Source organism: Delftia sp. ASV31, from assembly GCF_016428765.1.
GTDB classification, from domain to species: domain Bacteria; phylum Pseudomonadota; class Gammaproteobacteria; order Burkholderiales; family Burkholderiaceae_C; genus Comamonas; species Comamonas acidovorans.
The window spans coordinates 1-15248 of record NZ_JAELTK010000113.1 but is presented as its reverse complement, the minus strand read 5'-3'; the positions used below and the strand labels follow the sequence as shown (position 1 = coordinate 15248).

The 15248-nt window shown below is 67.7% G+C and carries 17 protein-coding genes and 2 pseudogenes; 12 read left to right on the top strand and 7 right to left on the bottom strand.

Annotated features, from left to right (window positions below; translation table 11 throughout):
* A pseudogene (locus JHD82_RS26310) lies at positions 1 to 304 on the top strand (hypothetical protein); the annotation flags it as partial.
* A 17-nt stretch (positions 305 to 321) separates the two neighbouring features.
* Here the strand turns inward: JHD82_RS26310 and JHD82_RS26305 are convergent.
* Positions 322 to 879, bottom strand: a complete 558-nt coding sequence (locus JHD82_RS26305) for an adenine phosphoribosyltransferase (protein WP_012207849.1) — start codon at positions 877 to 879, stop codon at positions 322 to 324.
* Between the two features lie 97 nt (positions 880 to 976).
* Here JHD82_RS26305 and JHD82_RS26300 point away from each other — a divergent pair, with 97 nt between their 5' ends.
* From JHD82_RS26300 to JHD82_RS26285, 4 genes are read left to right on the top strand one after another with little or no spacing between them, the layout of a single operon-like run.
* Entirely contained in the window at positions 977 to 1978 is a 1002-nt protein-coding gene (locus JHD82_RS26300) for an SIS domain-containing protein (protein ID WP_199139649.1), read from the top strand.
* Positions 1978 to 2538, top strand: a complete 561-nt coding sequence (locus JHD82_RS26295) for an HAD family hydrolase (RefSeq protein ID WP_199139647.1) — start codon at positions 1978 to 1980, stop codon at positions 2536 to 2538. The genes JHD82_RS26300 and JHD82_RS26295 overlap by 1 nt, the downstream gene beginning before the upstream one ends.
* The gene (gene lptC / locus JHD82_RS26290) at positions 2535 to 3152 is read left to right on the top strand and encodes an LPS export ABC transporter periplasmic protein LptC (RefSeq protein WP_012207846.1); all 618 of its coding nucleotides are present in this window, start codon (positions 2535 to 2537) and stop codon (positions 3150 to 3152) included. The genes JHD82_RS26295 and lptC overlap by 4 nt, the downstream gene beginning before the upstream one ends.
* Positions 3153 to 3193: 41 nt before the next feature.
* A complete protein-coding gene (locus tag JHD82_RS26285) occupies positions 3194 to 3994 on the top strand; it encodes an SDR family oxidoreductase (RefSeq protein ID WP_199139646.1) in 801 nt (266 codons plus the stop codon).
* 104 nt (positions 3995 to 4098) lie between these two features.
* Here JHD82_RS26285 and JHD82_RS26280 read toward each other — a convergent pair whose 3' ends face one another.
* On the bottom strand, positions 4099 to 4629 hold the full coding sequence (locus JHD82_RS26280; RefSeq protein ID WP_180318428.1) for an RNA-binding protein: 531 nt from the start codon (positions 4627 to 4629) through the stop codon (positions 4099 to 4101).
* A 255-nt stretch (positions 4630 to 4884) separates the two neighbouring features.
* Positions 4885 to 5259, bottom strand: a complete 375-nt coding sequence (locus JHD82_RS26275; protein WP_012207843.1) for an RNA-binding protein — start codon at positions 5257 to 5259, stop codon at positions 4885 to 4887.
* A 493-nt stretch (positions 5260 to 5752) separates the two neighbouring features.
* Here JHD82_RS26275 and JHD82_RS26270 point away from each other — a divergent pair, with 493 nt between their 5' ends.
* The 4 genes from JHD82_RS26270 (at position 5753) to JHD82_RS26255 (ending at position 9403) form a co-directional block, all read left to right on the top strand.
* On the top strand, positions 5753 to 6331 hold the full coding sequence (locus JHD82_RS26270) for a TMEM165/GDT1 family protein (RefSeq protein ID WP_199139644.1): 579 nt from the start codon (positions 5753 to 5755) through the stop codon (positions 6329 to 6331).
* 106 nt (positions 6332 to 6437) lie between these two features.
* Positions 6438 to 7586, top strand: coding sequence for a homoserine O-acetyltransferase (locus tag JHD82_RS26265; RefSeq protein WP_012207841.1), 1149 nt, complete (start codon positions 6438 to 6440; stop codon positions 7584 to 7586).
* Complete coding sequence (gene metW, locus JHD82_RS26260; RefSeq protein ID WP_012207840.1) at positions 7583 to 8167, top strand: methionine biosynthesis protein MetW; 585 nt, start codon at positions 7583 to 7585, stop codon at positions 8165 to 8167. Before JHD82_RS26265 ends, metW begins: the two co-directional genes overlap by 4 nt.
* Positions 8168 to 8239: 72 nt before the next feature.
* Positions 8240 to 9403, top strand: coding sequence for a glycerophosphodiester phosphodiesterase (locus tag JHD82_RS26255; protein WP_199139642.1), 1164 nt, complete (start codon positions 8240 to 8242; stop codon positions 9401 to 9403).
* On the opposite strand, the gene JHD82_RS26250 is transcribed toward JHD82_RS26255, so the two are convergent.
* Both JHD82_RS26250 and JHD82_RS26245 read right to left on the bottom strand, forming a co-directional pair.
* Positions 9387 to 10037, bottom strand: coding sequence for an NAD(P)H-dependent oxidoreductase (locus JHD82_RS26250; RefSeq protein WP_199139640.1), 651 nt, complete (start codon positions 10035 to 10037; stop codon positions 9387 to 9389). The two genes, JHD82_RS26255 and JHD82_RS26250, sit on opposite strands and share 17 nt — an antisense overlap.
* A gap of 51 nt (positions 10038 to 10088) precedes the next feature.
* A complete protein-coding gene (locus tag JHD82_RS26245) occupies positions 10089 to 10586 on the bottom strand; it encodes a MerR family transcriptional regulator (RefSeq protein WP_279214430.1) in 498 nt (165 codons plus the stop codon).
* Positions 10587 to 10597: 11 nt separating this feature from the next.
* Here JHD82_RS26245 and JHD82_RS26240 point away from each other — a divergent pair, with 11 nt between their 5' ends.
* Both JHD82_RS26240 and JHD82_RS26235 read left to right on the top strand, forming a co-directional pair.
* A complete protein-coding gene (locus JHD82_RS26240; protein WP_013804799.1) occupies positions 10598 to 12106 on the top strand; it encodes a M20 family metallopeptidase in 1509 nt (502 codons plus the stop codon).
* Positions 12106 to 12984, top strand: coding sequence for an alpha/beta hydrolase (locus JHD82_RS26235; protein ID WP_199139638.1), 879 nt, complete (start codon positions 12106 to 12108; stop codon positions 12982 to 12984). Before JHD82_RS26240 ends, JHD82_RS26235 begins: the two co-directional genes overlap by 1 nt.
* Here the strand turns inward: JHD82_RS26235 and JHD82_RS26230 are convergent.
* Positions 12971 to 13723: a 16S rRNA (uracil(1498)-N(3))-methyltransferase gene (locus tag JHD82_RS26230; protein WP_199139637.1), complete on the bottom strand. Its 753-nt coding sequence runs from the start codon at positions 13721 to 13723 to the stop codon at positions 12971 to 12973. The two genes, JHD82_RS26235 and JHD82_RS26230, sit on opposite strands and share 14 nt — an antisense overlap.
* 13 nt (positions 13724 to 13736) lie before the next feature.
* Positions 13737 to 14834, bottom strand: a complete 1098-nt coding sequence (locus JHD82_RS26225) for an aminoglycoside phosphotransferase family protein (RefSeq protein WP_013804796.1) — start codon at positions 14832 to 14834, stop codon at positions 13737 to 13739.
* A 92-nt stretch (positions 14835 to 14926) separates the two neighbouring features.
* On the opposite strand from JHD82_RS26225, the pseudogene JHD82_RS26220 reads away from it, so the two are divergent.
* Positions 14927 to 15248 (top strand): annotated as a pseudogene (locus JHD82_RS26220) (LPS-assembly protein LptD); the annotation flags it as partial.

Genomic DNA, 15248 nt, shown 5'->3' with positions numbered 1-15248 from the left:
GCCCATGGCCGTGCCGGTAGCGGCCGCGATGGAGGCGGCAGCGCCCCAGCGTCGCAGGCAGGACATGGCGCCCTTCGAACCCATAGACGATCAGGAAATGGCGGCCTTCAAGCTCGCCGTGGCGGCCATGCCCGCAGCCGGGCGGGGAGCGGGTTCTGCCGGCTCTGCTGCAGCGGCTCCCGCTGGTGTGCGCCGCTCGGGCCCCTTGCTCGGGCCGGGCGCAGGCGATCGCGGTGCGGACTTTCCCCACAGCACGCTGGACCACCTGGACCTGGGCGTCACCCAGTACGGCGAACTGCGCTGACCGGGCTGCGGCCTGGCTCAGTGGCCGGCGAAATCCACCAGCGTGAACAGCGGCAGTCCGCTATCACGCAGCAAGGTGGAGCCGCCCAGCTCGGGCAGGTCCACGATGGCCGCGCCCTCGATCACGGTGGCGCCGAGTTTTTCCAACAGCCGCTTGCCGGCCATCATGGTGCCGCCGGTGGCAATCAGGTCGTCGATCAGCAGCACGCGGTCGCCCGCCTTGACGGCGTCGGTGTGCAGCTCCACGGTGGCACTGCCGTATTCGAGTTCATAGGTTTCCTCCACCGTGGTGAAGGGCAGCTTGCCCTTTTTGCGGATGGGTACAAATCCCACTCCCAATTCGTGGGCCACCACGGCGCCCAGGATGAAGCCGCGCGCATCGAGCCCGGCCACCACATCGGGGCGCATGCCACGCTGCATGTAGCGGTGCACGAAGGCGTCGGTCATCACGCGAAAGACCTGCGGGTCCTGCAGCAGCGGCGTGATGTCGCGGAACTGCACGCCAGGCGCCGGCCAGTCGGGAACGGTGCGTATGTGCGTGCGCAGGTAGTCGTTGACGCTGGGGGTGGTATGCATGGCGCTGGATCGGGGGCTGGAGAAGACAGGCCAGTGTACCCAGGCGCCCGATGGCGACCGCCGCCGCCGGATGGCCAGACCGCCTAAAATCATCCAGATGAATTCTGATGCTGCCACCCTGGATGCGCTGGACACGCCCCGTGCCCTGCGCCTGGCCCGCGACACCCTGGGCATCGAGGCCGATGCCCTTCAAGCCATGTCGCAGCGCCTTGATGGCGTGTTCGGCGAAGTGGTGCAGCGCATCCTGCGGCTGTCCGGCCGCGTCGTCGTGATGGGCATGGGCAAGAGCGGCCATGTCGGGCGCAAGGTGGCCGCCACCCTGGCTTCCACGGGCACGCCTGCGTTCTTCGTGCATCCGGCCGAGGCCAGCCATGGCGATCTGGGCATGGTGACCGGCATCGACCTGGTGCTGGCGCTGTCCAACAGCGGCGAGGCCGATGAGCTCGCTGCGCTGCTGCCGGCCATCAAGCGCCAGGGCATACCCCTGGTGGCCATGACCGGCGGCGCGCAGTCCACTTTGGCCCGCCATGCCGGCTGGGTGCTGGACACCCGTGTCGAGCGCGAGGCCTGCCCCTTGAACCTGGCACCCACGGCCAGCACCACGGCGCAGATGGCCATGGGCGATGCCCTGGCCGTGGCCCTGCTCGATGCGCGCGGCTTTGGCGCCGAGGACTTTGCGCGCTCCCATCCGGGCGGTGCGCTGGGCCGCAAGCTGCTGACCCATGTGCGTGATGTCATGCGCAGCGGCGATGAGCTGCCGAAGGTCGGGGCCGATGCCAGCTTTGTCGAACTGATGCGCGAGATGAGCGCCAAGGGCCTGGGCTGCTCGGCCATCGTCGATGCGGCAGGCGTGCTGCAGGGCATCTTCACCGACGGAGACCTGCGCCGCCGCGTGGAGGCCGGCACCGACCTGCGCGCGCTGCAGGCCGGCGATGTCATGCACAAGGGGCCACGCACCATCGCCGAAGACGCGCTGGCCGTGGACGCCGCCAGCATGATGGAGGAGCACGGCATCACCGCGGTGCTGGTGGCCGATGCGCAGCGCCAGCTGCGCGGCGTGGTCCATATCCGCGACCTGATGCGCGCCAAGGTGATCTGATGGCACGCGCTCCTTTGACGCCCGTGCAGAACTGGGACGCACAACTGCTGCTGCTGGCACAGGATGTGCGGGTGGCCTTCTTCGATGTCGATGGCGTGCTCACCGATGGCGGCCTGCTGTTCTCTGGCGAAGGCGAGGTGCTCAAGCGCTTCAACACGCTGGACGGCCATGGCCTGAAGCTGCTGCAAAAGGCCGGCATCACGCCCGCCGTGGTGACGGGCCGCGATTCGCCGGCCCTGCGCCTGCGGCTGAGCAACCTGGGCGTCACGCATGCGCGCTTTGGCACGGAAGACAAGGTGCCTGCCGCCGAGGCCATTCTGGGGGAGCTGGGCCTGCAGTGGCACCAGGCGGCAGCCATGGGCGACGACTGGCCCGACCTGCCCGTGATGCGGCGCTCCGCCTTTGCCTGCGCGCCGGCCAACGCCCATGACGAGGTGCTGGCCGTGGCCGACTGGATCACGCCGCGCAGCGGTGGCGAAGGGGCGGTGCGCCAGCTGTGCGACCTGCTGCTGGCCGCGCGTGGCGCCTATGCCGGGCTGCTGGCGGGATACGCATCATGATCCAGGCCTGGCGCCGCGTCGGTGACCGGCTTTCCCTGTACCTGCCCGTACTGCTGATGGGCCTGCTGGCGCTGGGCACCTGGTGGCTGGTGCGCAATGCACCGCAGCCCGTGGCCAGCGGCACCGAAAAGGCCGTGGCGCATGAGCCCGACTACTTCATGAAGGATTTCTCGATCAAGAGCTTCGACGCCACGGGGCGGCTCAAGAGCCAGATCGAGGGCAGCGTGGGCCGCCACTATCCGGATACCGACACCCTCGAAATCGACAACGTGCGCATGTTCGCGGTCTCGCCTGAAGGCCGCATCACGCGCGGCAGCGCCAAGCGGGCGCTGAGCAATGCCGATGGTTCCGAAGTGCAGATGTTTGGCAATGCCGTCGTCACGCGCGAGCCATTTGTGACGGCAGGTAAGCAACCGCAGCCGCAGTTGCAATTCCAGGGCGAATTCCTGCACGCCTGGCCCAACGAGGAAAGAGTGAGTTCCAACCAGCCCGTGGTGCTGACCCGTGGCAACGACCGTTTCACGGCCGACAGCATGCAGTACAGCAACCTGGATCTGGTGATGAAGCTGCAGGGCCGCGTGCGCGGCACCCTGCAGCCGTCCAGGACCAAGTAAGGCGCCAGCGCAAGCGCAGGCCTGCCGATGGAGAACAAGCCATGACGACATCCTCGCGCAGCCCGGCACCCCTGGCCTTCATCACCGGCGCATCCAGCGGCATAGGCCAGGCCCTGGCCTGGCATGCCTACCAGCAAGGCTGGTCGCTGGCAATGGTTGCACGGCGTGGCGACGTGATGGCGCAATGGGCTACGCAGCAGGGCCTGGAGGCGTCGCGCTTCGCCATCTACGAGGCCGATGTGGCCGTGCCCGACAGCATCATCGCTGCCGCCCGGCGCTGTGAGCAGCAGCAGGGCCTGCCCGATGTCGTGATTGCCAATGCCGGCGTCAGCTGGGGTGTGGACACCTCGATGCGCGAGGATATCGACACCATGCAGCAGGTGCTGGCCGTCAACACCATGGGCGTGGCGGCCAGTTTCCATCCCTTTATCGCGCCCATGGTGCGGCGTGGAAGCGGGCAGTTGGTCGGTATCGCCAGCGTGGCCGGGCTGCGCGGCCTGCCGGGACATGGTGCTTATTGCGCCAGCAAGGCTGCAGTCATTGCCTATTGCGAAAGCCTTCGCGGTGAATTGCGCAGTAGTGGCGTAAAAGTCACTACATTGCTTCCTGGTTATGTAGATACACCCCTCACACGCGGTAACCGCTATGGCATGCCATTCCTATTGCAGCCCCATGAGTTTGCTGCAAGGGCCTGGCGTTCCATTGATGCCGGGCGCAGCCTGGCCATCATCCCCTGGCAAATGGCGTGGGTTGGCCGTTTGATGAAAATTCTGCCAAACCCCTTGTTTGATCGGCTGCTTGTAGGACGAAAGCGCAAACATCGTCATTCGAAAAATCCCTGAAGTTCGTCGTGCTCAGGGAATATGTTCATGCATAAACTTGCACCCGCAAAAAAGGCTCCCTGAAGGAGCCTTTTCTTGTTTGGGAGAACATGGAGACCGGGGTCTCATTCTCCGTTGTTATTGTTGTTTCCCCAGCCGCCGCCACGGCCGCCATTGCGTGGGCCGGAGCCATAGGGGCTGCGGAAACCACCATCGCCACGGCCGCCGTAGCCGCCGCCACCACCGCCGTCACCACGGCCATAGCCACCACCGCCGCCGCCATCGCTGCGTCCGTAGCCTCCGCCATCACCGCGGCCACCGCCACCGTAGCCACCGCCGCCGCCATCACCACGGCCATAGCCGCCACCACCGCCGCCGCCAAAGCCGCCCGAGCGCGGGGGACGGGGCTCCATGGGGCGCGCTTCGTTCACCACGAGGCTGCGTCCGCCCAATGGCTGGCCATTCATGCCTTGAACGGCTGCCTGTGCCTCGGCATCGCTGCCCATTTCGACAAACCCGAATCCCTTGGAGCGGCCTGTGTCGCGTTCCATCATGACCCGGGCGCTGGTGACAGCGCCGAACTGGCTGAATGCCTGCTCCAAGTCGTTGTCACGCACACCATAGGGAAGGTTGCCGACGTAAAGCTTATTGCCCATCAAAAACTCCTCAACTCCTCAATGCTCACTGGTTTGCGCTCGGCTTCAGGACGCACAGACATCAGGTTCTTTGTATACAAGAGCCTGTCCAACCTTCCTAAACACATAGCGTTCGAACGGGTCTGCCCGAAACCAAATTATGAAGCACAAAAATCAAAAAGATAAATGCTCGAAAACACAAGCTGATAACGTTTGGCAACAAAAAAGGGGCCCGAAGGCCCCATTTTTTTGCTAACGCAAGCTCTAAGCGAGTGCTTAGTAGCTGTTGCGACGGCCGCCGCCACCGCCGTAGCCGCCGTCACGGTTGCCGCCGCCGAAGCCGCCGCCACCGCCGCCACCACCAAAGCCGCCGCCGAAGCCGCCGCTACGGGGAGCGCGGGGCTCCATCGGACGGGCTTCGTTGACCACCAGGTCACGGCCGCCGCGGTTTTGGCCGTGCAGGCCTTGGATAGCAGCTTGTGCTTCGGCATCGCTGCCCATTTCGACGAAGCCGAAACCCTTGGAACGGCCGGTGTCGCGCTCCATCATCACTTTGGCGCTGTTGACGGCGCCGAATTCGCTGAAGGCTTGCTCCAGATCGCTGTCACGGAAGGTGTACGGCAGGTTGCCGACGTAAAGCTTGTTGCCCATGGAGGACTCCTGAAAAAACTGGAAAACGCGATGGAGCCCTAGGGAGTCAACACGGGATGACAACGTTAGAGACGCAAACGCACTCGCCCTCATTGAGCCGAAGCCCGAACGAAAGCCTGCCCATTATGTGGCAGAAGTTTTCGCACGTTATTACTGTTTCGCAAAAATTCGTCGTGCCCGCCACAGAATGCCCCTGGGAGTAACCCTGAAATTGCGGCAGCGCATAAGCAAGTGCCGTGGCGGCAGTGGTGGCCGGCATGCGGATCGGGGTGCTGCTATGATCGCCGCCTCAGTCTTTGGGGAGTAGATCGTTCGGCTCAGTAGCCGGATGCATGCGTCAACAAACTTGGGCCTTCGCTGGCCTATGGCGTATGCGGCGCGCAGTGCAATGCTGCGTGTGACCGATCGAGACCATTGACCGCGCACCGATCCAAAGGCCGGAGTCGGAGCGTGGTCAATGCGTGCTCTATCCGGCCGGATAAATCCCCACACCATGGAAGCCTTCCTGATTTCAACCTCCGTCGTCGCACTTGCCGAGATGGGGGACAAGACCCAGCTGCTGTCGCTGGTGCTCGCCGCGCGTTTTCGCAGACCCTGGCCCATCGTTGCGGGCATTTTCGTGGCCACGCTGGTCAACCATGCGCTGGCCGGTGCCGTGGGCGCCTGGATCACCAGCTACCTGGGCGAGAACGCCATGCGCTGGATCCTGGGCCTGTCCTTCATCGCCATGGCGATCTGGATGCTGATCCCCGACAAGCTCGACGAGGACGAGGTCTCCGGGCATTCGCGCTGGGGCGTCTTCGGCACCACGCTGGTGGCCTTCTTCCTGGCCGAGATGGGCGACAAGACGCAGATCGCCACCGTGATGCTGGCGGCCAAGTACAACGCCTACCTGTGGGTGGTGGCCGGCACGACGCTGGGCATGATGCTGGCCAACGCGCCTGTGGTGTGGCTGGGCGACAAGCTGGTCAAGCGCGTGCCCATACGCCTGGTGCATGTGGTCTCGGCCGTGATCTTCCTGGTGCTGGGCGTGCTGGCCCTGTTCCTTCCGGGGACGGGCGTTTTGGCATAATGAGCCTTCATGCGCCGATTTGCTTCTGCTTGCGGGCGCTTTATAAATCCTGCTAAAGACGACACCAGAGAACCCGGCCTCGTTTTTAGCGATGCCGGGTTTTTTCATGTCCTTCATCGCCACACCACAAACCATGCACTTCGACGAGCCCCTGCCGCTGCAGGGCGGCGGCTCGATCCGGGACTACGACCTCGCCTACGAGACCTACGGGCAGCTCAATGCCGATCGCAGCAACGCGGTGCTGGTCTGCCATGCGCTCAATGCCTCCCATCATGTGGCAGGCGTCTACGAGGGCCAGGCCAAGAGCGAGGGCTGGTGGGACAACATGATCGGCCCGGGCAAGCCCGTGGATACGAACCGGTTCTTCGTGATCGGCGTGAACAACCTGGGCTCGTGCTTTGGCTCGACCGGCCCCATGCACGCGCATCCCGACACCGGCAAGATCTATGGCGCCGACTTCCCCGTGGTCACGGTGGAGGACTGGGTGGACGCCCAGGCCCGGCTGCTGGACCGGCTGGGCATTGGCCAGCTGGCCGCCGTGCTGGGCGGCAGCCTGGGCGGCATGCAGGCGCTGTCGTGGTCGCTGCGCCATCCTGACCGCATGCGCCACGCCGTGGTCGTGGCCAGCGCGCCCAACCTCAATGCCGAGAACATCGCCTTCAACGAGGTGGCGCGCCGCGCCATCGTCACCGACCCGGATTTCCACGGCGGGCATTTCTACGAGCACGGCGTGGTGCCGGCGCGGGGCCTGCGCATCGCCCGCATGATCGGCCACATCACCTACCTCAGCGACGATGTGATGAACCAGAAGTTCGGCCGCCAGCTGAGGGAGGGGCTGGACCTGAAGTACAGCACGCAGGACGTGGAGTTCCAGATCGAGAGCTACCTGCGCTACCAGGGCGAGAAGTTCAGCAGCTACTTCGACGCCAACACCTACCTGCTGATCACGCGTGCGCTCGATTATTTCGACCCGGCGCGCGCGCATGGCGGCGACCTGACCCGGGCGCTGTCCGTGGCCAAGGCCGGCTTCCTGCTGGTGAGCTTCACCACCGACTGGCGCTTTGCCCCCGCGCGCAGCCGCGAGCTGGTCAAGTCGCTGCTGGAGAACAACCGCGACGTCAGCTACGCCGAGATCGACGCGCCCCACGGCCATGACGCCTTCCTGCTCGACGACCCCCGCTACATGAAGGTGATGCGCTCCTACTTTGACAACATCGCCCAGGAAACCACGACAGCCGCCAAGGAGGCCGCATGACCGAGCTGAACACCATGCAGGCGATTGCGCGCCTGATCCCCAAGGGCTCGCGCGTGCTCGACCTGGGCTGCGGCGATGGCGCCCTGCTGTCGCACCTGCAGCGCGAGCGCGGCTGCACCGGCTACGGCGTGGAGCTGGACGACGCCAATGTGCTGGCCTGCGTGCGCCGGGGCGTGAACGTGCTGCAGCTGAACCTGGAGGACGGCCTGGCCATCTTCCAGGACAACAGCTTCGACGTGGTGCTGCAGATCGACACGCTGCAGCATCTGCGCAATGCCGAGACCATGCTGCAGGAGACGGCGCGCATCGGGCGCGCGGGCATCGTCGCCTTCCCCAATTTCGCGCACTGGCCCAACCGCCTGTCCGTGCTGCGCGGGCGCATGCCGGTGACGCGGCGCCTGCCCTACCAGTGGTATGACACGCCCAATATCCGCGTGGGCACCTACAAGGACTTCGAGGTGCTTGCCACCCGCAACCGGCTGCGCATCCTGGACTCCTTCGGCCTGCAGGACGGCCGCAGCGTGCGCACCCTGCCCAATCTCATGGCGGGCACGGCCGTCTTCCATTTCGAGCACGCCTGAGCGGCGGTCCGGTCCATGCCCGTGTCATGGGTGGCGCGCACAATCGACGGATTGCGAACCCGAAAGGCAGACATGAACCGCTTCCCACGCCGCCGCGCGCTGGCCCTGGCCGGCGCGGCCGCCGGCCTGCTGCTGGCAGGCTGCGCCACGCCGCAGGCCGCCAATCCCCCATCGCAGGCCGCGGACTGGCCTCCCCGGCCCGCGCTGATCGCGCACCGCGGTGCATCGGCACTGCGGCCAGAGCACACGCTGGAGGCCTACCGGGAAGCCATACGCGCGGGCGCCGACTTCATCGAGCCCGACCTGGTCATCACGCGTGATGGCGTGCTGGTGGCGCGGCATGAGAACGCCATCGCCATCCTGGCGGCCGACGGCAGCCTCAAGGAGGCCACCACCAACGTTGCCGACCGTCCCGAGTTCGCGGCGCGCAAGACCACCAAAACCATCGAGGGGCAGGCGATCACGGGCTGGTTCGTGGAGGATTTCACGCTGGCCGAGCTGAAGACGCTGCGTGCGCGTGAACGCATCCCGGCGATCCGCCCGGCGAATGTGCAGTTCAATGACCGTTTCGAGGTGCCCACGCTGCAGGAGGTCATCGACCTGGCCAAGGCGGAGAGCGCGCGCACGAACCGCACCATAGGCATCTATCCCGAGACCAAGCACCCGAGCTACTTCCAGTCCATCGGCCTGCCGCTGGAGCCCGTGCTGCTGAAGCTGCTTGCGGACAACGGCTGGAACCATGCGCAGGCGCCAGTCTTCGTGCAGTCCTTCGAGGTCGAGAACCTGCGCTGGATGCGTGCGCGCAGCAGCCTGCGCCTGGTGCAGTTGCTGGCGCCCAAGGGCAAGCCCTATGACAGCGTGGCACGCGGCACGGGCCCCGGCTATGCCGACATGGTCACGCCCGCAGGCCTGGCCGAGATCGCGCGCTATGCCAACGGCATTGGGCCGAGCAAGAGCATGGTGATCCCCGTGGTGCAGGGCGCCAATGCGGCGCCCACGGCGCTGGTGGCCGATGCCCACCGTGCGGGGCTGCTGGTCCATCCCTGGACGCTGCGGCCCGAGAACGCCTTCCTGCCCCTGAGCCTGAAATCGCCGCCCGCACAGGACGGCGCCCGGCGCGGCAATGCACGCGCCGACATGGACGATTTTCTGCGCACGGGCATCGACGGCATCTTCACCGACGATCCGTCGGTAGGACGCGCGGCCATCGATGACCTGCTCAAACCGAAGCCTTGAGACGGCGCGCCGCCGCGCGCCGGCCTGCTGCCTGCGCCTGCTCCAGCCACTGCTGCACACGGGCGGCCTCGGCGCCGAGCACGGGGCCGAAGCTATGTATGCGCACGGGCCGGATGCCGCTGAATTCCAGGATGGCGCGGCGCATCTGGTGGTGGCCCGGCATGTGCGCCACCCAACGGTAGTACCAGGGCGGTGAATCCATGCTCACCAGCAGGTCGGCCGTGCGGCCGGCCAGCAGCCGGTCCCACAGCACCGAGCCCTTGCGGTACTTGAAGGCGAAGCCCGGCAGAAAGATGCGGTCGATGAAGCCCTTGAGCAAGGCCGGCAGGCCGCCCCACCAGGTGGGATAGGCCCATGCCAGGTGGCTGGCCCACAGGATGTCGGCCTGGGCCCGCTGCAGGTCAGGCTCCAGGGGCTGGTCCTGGCGGTAGCCGGCATGCAGCAGCGGGTCGAAGTCCAGGTCGCCCAGGCGCAGCAGGCGTACCTCGGCGCCGCTGTCGCGTGCGCCCTGTGCGTAGGCGTCGGCCAGGCCGGCGCACAGGCTGCTGGCCGACGGGTGGCCGAGGATGATCAGGATGCGCTGGGGATGCGTATCGGCAGGCGGGTGGGAGGTGCTTGGAGACATGGCGCCCATGTTCGCCTTGCCCCTTGGGGCAGGGTCAAGCACCCGTGCTCAGGCCCGGGCTCAGGGCAATGCCGGTTCGCAGGCGCCCTGGGTACCTGCCGTCTCCAGGCTGCATTCGAGCAGTTCGCGCTCCAGCGCCGCCAACTGGGACTGCTGTGCCTGAAGGCGCCGGATGTCCGCCTGAACCTGGGTGCTGCGCTCGCGCAGCAGCCGGGCCAGGGCTTCCCAGCTTGCGGCCTCATGGATGCGGTGCAGGCCATGCAGCTCGTCCAGCCGAAAGCCCAGTCCCAGCGCCTGGCGGATGCGCTGCACAAGCACCAGGTCCTGCTCGCCATAGATGCGGTAGCTGCCTGCCCGTGCCACGGCGCCGAGCAGGCCCCGTGATTCATACAGCCGGACGGCCTTGGGCGAGCAGCCGGCGCGTCGGGCGAGTTCTCCGATATACATGGCGCGATCGTAGTCGTTGGCGGCGGGGTGTCCGGGGTCCGTGCCGCCTTGGCGCACAATGACCGTATCGCGGCGCTGGCTTCGCTCGAACGGTGCGCCGACCCATGACACGAGGACCCGCCATGAACGCACGCACCCCTTCGCAGCTGCTGCAGCCCGCAGCCGCGCTTGACCAGATCAGCCGCTCCTGGGACGAGCGCATCGTCCCGGCGCTGACCGAGTACATCGCCATTCCCGCCAAGTCGCCCATGTTCGCGCCCGACTGGGAGCAGCAGGGCCACCTGGAGACCGTGCTGCGCAATGCGGCCGACTGGGTGCTGGCGCAGAAGGTGGCGGGCCTGACGCTGGAGATCGTGCGCCAGCCCGGCCGCACGCCGGTGCTGTTCTTCGAGGTGGAAGGCACGCAGGACAAGGCGGCCTCCAGCCCCACGGTGCTGATGTACGGCCATCTGGACAAGCAGCCAGAGTTCGACGGCTGGCGCAGCGACCTGGGCCCGTGGACGCCCAAGTACGAGAACGGCAAGCTCTATGGCCGCGGCGGCGCCGACGACGGCTATGCGGTCTACGCCAGCATCGCGGCCGTGCAGGAGCTCAAGCGCCAGGGCGTGCCGCACCCGCGCATCCTGGGCCTGATCGAGACCTGCGAGGAAAGCGGCTCGCGCGACCTGCTGCCCTATGTCGATGCCCTGCGTCCGCGCCTGGGCGATGTGGGTCTGGTGATCTGCCTGGACAGTGGCGCCGGCAACTACGACCAGCTGTGGCTGACCACCAGCCTGCGCGGCATGGCCAGCGGCACGCTGAAGGTGGAAATCCTCACCGAGGGCGTGCATTCGGGCGATGCCTCGGGCGTCGTGCCGTCGTCCTTCCGCATCCTGCGCCAGGTGCTGGACCGGCTGGAGGACAGCAAGACCGGGCGCCTGCTGCCCGCCAGCTTCCACTGCGAGGTACCGGCCGAGCGCATGGCGCAGATGCGCGACACGGCGGCCATCCTGGGCGAGGAAACCTATGCCCGCTTCCCCTGGGCGCACTACGACTGCGGCGGCTCCACGCTGTTCGCCCTGCCCACCACCACCGACCCGGTCCAGGCCCTGGTCAAGCGCACCTGGGAGCCCACGTTGAGCGTGACCGGCGCCGAGGGCCTGCCCGCGCTGCAGGACGCCGGCAACGTGCTGCGTCCCTATACCGCCTTCAAGCTCAGCCTGCGCCTGCCGCCCCTGGTCGATGCCGCCGCCTGCGTGCAGGAAATGAAGGCGCTGCTGGAGGACAACGCGCCCTACCAGGCCCGTGTGACCTGGCAGGGCCTGTCGGGCGCCAGCGGCTGGAATGCGCCAGCCATGGACGGCTGGTTCGAGGACGCGCTCAACGCGGCAAGCCAGGCGCATTTCGGCGCCTCCTGCGGCTACATCGGCCAGGGCGGCACGATTCCGCTGATGAACATGCTCAGCCAGGGCTTTCCCAAGGCCCAGATGATGGTCTGCGGCGTGCTCGGTCCCAAGAGCAATGCCCACGGTCCCAATGAATTCCTGCACGTGCCCTATGCCAAGAAGCTCACGGCCGCCGTGGCCCAGGTGATCGCCGCCATGGCCGGGGCGCAGGCAGCCGCCGAGGCGGGCGCTGCTGGCGTGGCGTGATGGCAGCGCCGGCCCCCGCACCCGCACCTGCCTCGCAAGGCCAGGTCACGCGCCTTGCGTCCAGCGATGGCGCCGAGCTGTCACTGCGCGACTGGCCCGTGGACGGGGGCCAGGCGCGCGCCACCGTGCTGCTGGTGCACGGCCTGGGCGAGCACATCGGTCGCTATGAGGCGCTGGCCCGGCGCCTCAATGCCTGGGGCTATGCGGTGCGCGGCTACGACCAATACGGCCATGGGCGCTCGGCAGGGCCGCGCGGCGGCTTGACGGCCGATGGCCGGCTGCTGGATGACCTTGCCGCCGTGGTCGATGCCACGCGTGCCCAGCAGCCCGCTGGCCAGCCGCTGGTGCTGCTGGGCCACAGCCTGGGCGGCCTGGTGGCTGCGCTGTTCGTAGCGCGTGCCATCCGGCCTGTCGATGCGCTGGTGCTGTCTTCGCCGGCCTTCGACGTGGGTCTGTCGCCCGTCCAGAAGCTGCTCGTGGGCACGCTGCCGCGCCTGGTGCCCGACCTGCGCGTGTCCAACGGCCTGCAGATTCCCTATCTCTCGCATGACGTGGCGGTTTGCGATGCCTACCGCGCCGATCCGCTGTGCCATGACCGCATCAGCGCACGGCTGGCGCGCTTTCTGGCGCAGGGTGGCCCGCAGGTGCTGGCCCGCGCGGGGCAGTGGGGCGTGCCCAGCCTGCTGATGTGGGCGGGGGACGACAGGCTGGTGGCGCCGGCCGGCAGCCAGGCCTTTGCCGACCGCGCGCCGCCAGCCGTGGTACAGGCGCAGTGCTTTGACGGCGCCTACCACGAGCTGTTCAACGAGCGCGATGACTTCGCCGCGCCTGTGTTCGCGCGGCTGCGCGACTGGCTGGGCCGCTTCAGGCCAGCGTGAGCGCCGCCAGCGCGGCCAGGGGTGCGGTTTCCGCGCGCAGCACGCGTGGCCCCAGCGTGACGGGCACAAAGCCCTGGGCTCGGGCCAGGGCCTCCTCGGCAGGCGACAGGCCGCCCTCGGGGCCGGAGAGAAAGACCACGGGTGCATCCTCGGCCGTGGCATCCAGGACCTCACCCAGCGGCCGCGTGCCCTCGCCCAGCGACAGCAGCAGGCGCAGCGTGCCGGGCGGCAGCTGTTGCGCCCCGCTCTCGAGCCAGTCCTCCAGGTCTGCCGGGGTGTGCAGCGGGGGAACGCGGTTGCGCGTGCACTGCTCGCAGGCCGATACGGCCACGGCCTGCCAGTGGGCGAGTTTTTTCTCGGCGCGCTCGCCCTTGAGCTTGAGCACGCTGCGCTCGGCCACCAGCGGGGTGATGCTGGCGGCGCCCAGCTCGGCCGCCTTCTCCACCAGCCAGTCCATGCGTTCGTTGGCCGTGATGCCTGCCAGCAGGTGCACGGGGCGCAGGGGCTCGCGTTCCACGGCGTGGTGCGCGCCTATGCGCACGGCCACGTCGCTGCGGCCCATGCGCAGCACGGTGGCCTCGAACTCGCCGCCGCTGAAGCCTTCGCCGGCGCGGCCTTCGAAGAGGGTGATGCCGTCGCCGGGCTGCAGGCGCAGCACCTGCACATGGCGCGCCGCGCCGGGCGGCAGGTCGATGTCGTCGCCGCTGCGCAGCGCAATGGGGCAGTGAAAGCGTGGCATGGCGTATCCGTTCTCAGACGCGCCCGTAGGCCCAGCCGACCTGGGGCTGGATGTTTTCGATCTGGTCCACCAGGCGCAGCAGCGGCGTCAGCTCGCGGTAGCGGCTGCAGGTGGAGCGGATGTAGTGGATGAAGCGCGGCGCGTCGGCCAGGTAGCGGGGCTTGCCGTCGCGCAGCGTCAGCCGCGCGAAGATGCCGGCCACCTTGAGGTGGCGCTGCAGGCCCATCCACTCCACGCCCCGGTAGAACTCGCCGAAATCGTCGCCCCAGCCGCTTTGGCTGCGCGCGCCGACCAATCCCGACTTGCGCGCCTTCTCCCAGTAACGCACGGTAATGTCGATGACAAAGTCCTCTTCCCAGCTGATGAAGGCATCGCGCAGCAGGCTGGCGATGTCGTAGGTCACCGGGCCATAGACCGCATCCTGGAAGTCCAGCACGCCCAGCGGGCCGCTGGCGGTCACGGGCTGCATGAGATTGCGCGTCATGAAGTCGCGGTGCACGAAGACGCTGGGTGCCGCCAGGTTGTGGGCCACGATCTGGTCGAAGGCCTTGGCCAGCGTGGCCTGCTGCCTGTCGTCGAGCACGGTCTCGCGGTGGCGCGCGATGTACCAGTCGGGGAACAGCTGCAGCTCGCGGCGCAGCAGCGCGTCGTCATACGCGGGCAGCACGTCCGGGCGCGAGGCGGTCTGCCAGGCCAGCAGCACCTCCAGCGCCGAGCGGTACCAGGCTTCCGCGTCCTGGGGCTTTTCCGGGTCCAGCGCCTCGATGACGGTGTGGCCGCCCAGGTCGGACAGCAGCATGAAGCCGTGCGCCGCATCCCAGTCCAGGATCTGCGGCACGGCCAGCCCGGCCGAGGCCATCAGCGCCTGCACCTTGGCGAAGGGCGCGCAATCTTCCTTGTCCGGCGGGGCATCCATGACGATGAGGCTGGCGCCAGCGCTGGTGTCCAGGCGCAGATAGCGGCGAAAGCTGGCATCGGCCGAGGCAGGGCGCAGGGTTTCGGGGCGCAGCGCGTGGCGGGCGGACAGCGGGGCCAGCCAGGCGTCGAAGGCGGCGTGGCGGGCGGGGTCGGCCCAGACAACGCCGGCCGTGGGGGTGTTTGGATGGCTCATGGATAATCGCGATTCTACAAACCGCCACCCCGGCGAATGCCCGGCGGTGATGCTAGGCTTGCGCCTTTGTCCACCCGCCGCTGTTGACCACCGTGTACCTCCGACCGCCGCTCCCCGATCCGCTGGCTGCCCGCGCGCCCGCGCGCCCCGCTGTACGCCCGCTGGCCTGGCTTGTGGCTCTCGCATGGGCCGGTGGCTCCACCATGGCCCAGGCCCAGCCCGCTGCAGCCGACGAAGGCCGGCTGCAGCAAGTCCGCCCGCTGCGCCCCAGCACGCTGATGCAGGAAACCTATCCCGAGGCGGTGCGCTCCCAGCAGCCCGTCTATGTGCGAGGTGACGCGCTCAGCGGCCAGCCGGACATCAACTCGGTGGTCGAGGGCAATGCCGAACTGCGCCGCGGCGACACCATGATCC

Excerpts from the sequence above, each read along its gene's own strand:
- JHD82_RS26305 (WP_012207849.1), bottom strand. The coding sequence starts at position 879 with ATGCATACCACCCCCAGCGTCAACGACTACCTGCGCACGCACATACGC.
- JHD82_RS26300 (WP_199139649.1), top strand. The coding sequence starts at position 977 with ATGAATTCTGATGCTGCCACCCTGGATGCGCTGGACACGCCCCGTGCC.
- JHD82_RS26295 (WP_199139647.1), top strand. The coding sequence starts at position 1,978 with ATGGCACGCGCTCCTTTGACGCCCGTGCAGAACTGGGACGCACAACTG.
- lptC (WP_012207846.1), top strand. The coding sequence starts at position 2,535 with ATGATCCAGGCCTGGCGCCGCGTCGGTGACCGGCTTTCCCTGTACCTG.
- JHD82_RS26285 (WP_199139646.1), top strand. The coding sequence starts at position 3,194 with ATGACGACATCCTCGCGCAGCCCGGCACCCCTGGCCTTCATCACCGGC.
- JHD82_RS26280 (WP_180318428.1), bottom strand. The coding sequence starts at position 4,629 with ATGGGCAATAAGCTTTACGTCGGCAACCTTCCCTATGGTGTGCGTGAC.
- JHD82_RS26275 (WP_012207843.1), bottom strand. The coding sequence starts at position 5,259 with ATGGGCAACAAGCTTTACGTCGGCAACCTGCCGTACACCTTCCGTGAC.
- JHD82_RS26270 (WP_199139644.1), top strand. The coding sequence starts at position 5,753 with ATGGAAGCCTTCCTGATTTCAACCTCCGTCGTCGCACTTGCCGAGATG.
- JHD82_RS26265 (WP_012207841.1), top strand. The coding sequence starts at position 6,438 with ATGTCCTTCATCGCCACACCACAAACCATGCACTTCGACGAGCCCCTG.
- metW (WP_012207840.1), top strand. The coding sequence starts at position 7,583 with ATGACCGAGCTGAACACCATGCAGGCGATTGCGCGCCTGATCCCCAAG.
- JHD82_RS26255 (WP_199139642.1), top strand. The coding sequence starts at position 8,240 with ATGAACCGCTTCCCACGCCGCCGCGCGCTGGCCCTGGCCGGCGCGGCC.
- JHD82_RS26250 (WP_199139640.1), bottom strand. The coding sequence starts at position 10,037 with ATGGGCGCCATGTCTCCAAGCACCTCCCACCCGCCTGCCGATACGCAT.
- JHD82_RS26240 (WP_013804799.1), top strand. The coding sequence starts at position 10,598 with ATGAACGCACGCACCCCTTCGCAGCTGCTGCAGCCCGCAGCCGCGCTT.
- JHD82_RS26235 (WP_199139638.1), top strand. The coding sequence starts at position 12,106 with ATGGCAGCGCCGGCCCCCGCACCCGCACCTGCCTCGCAAGGCCAGGTC.
- JHD82_RS26230 (WP_199139637.1), bottom strand. The coding sequence starts at position 13,723 with ATGCCACGCTTTCACTGCCCCATTGCGCTGCGCAGCGGCGACGACATC.
- JHD82_RS26225 (WP_013804796.1), bottom strand. The coding sequence starts at position 14,834 with ATGAGCCATCCAAACACCCCCACGGCCGGCGTTGTCTGGGCCGACCCC.